We start from the raw sequence: 557 nt of genomic DNA, 5'->3' as shown, positions 1-557 counted from the left end.
ACTGCTTGACGCCGCCGAAGGGCGCGACCTCGTTCGAGATCAGCCCGGTGTTGACGCCCACCATGCCGGTCTCGAGCGACTCGCTGACGCGCCGGATGCGGCGCCTGTCCTCGGTGAAGACATAGGCGGCGAGCCCGAACACCGTGGCAATTGGCCATCGCAATGGCGCCGTCCTCGGTCTCGAAGCGGAACAGCGGCGCCACCGGCCCGAAGGTTTCCTCGCCCGCGACGCGCATCGATTGCGTCATGCCGGTCAGCACCGTGGGCTCGAAGAAGTTTCCGCCGAGCGAATGGCCACTGCCGCCGGTCTGCAATTTCGCGCCCTGGGTCAGCGCATCGTCGATGTGCTGGCGCACCTTGGTGATGGCGCGCCCGTCGATCAATGGGCCCTGCGTGACGCCCGCTGCSCCTGCAGCACCTCGCCGTCGACGCGCTTGCCCTCCTCGCCGAACCATTCGATGAACGACGCGGCATAGGCGATCTCACCGCGCGCCTCGGCCAGCGGCTTGCCCTGCTCGAGGGTCATCAGGCGCGCCAGATCCTCCTGGTGCGCCAGC

The 557-nt window shown here is 68.3% G+C and carries 1 protein-coding gene and 1 pseudogene; both read right to left on the bottom strand.

From position 1 onward, the window contains the following. Positions 1-419 (bottom strand): annotated as a pseudogene (locus AC1D3B_RS36230) (aldehyde dehydrogenase family protein); the annotation flags it as partial. Further along, positions 380-526 (bottom strand): aldehyde dehydrogenase family protein, encoded by a 147-nt coding sequence (locus AC1D3B_RS36225; protein ID WP_478195478.1) that lies wholly within the window; start codon positions 524-526, stop codon positions 380-382. The pseudogene AC1D3B_RS36230 and the gene AC1D3B_RS36225, both read right to left, overlap by 40 nt. Positions 527-557 lie beyond the last annotated feature (31 nt).

This window comes from Variovorax sp. P5_A3 (genome assembly GCF_056400665.1).
This window is presented reverse-complemented; position numbering and strand designations above follow the sequence as displayed.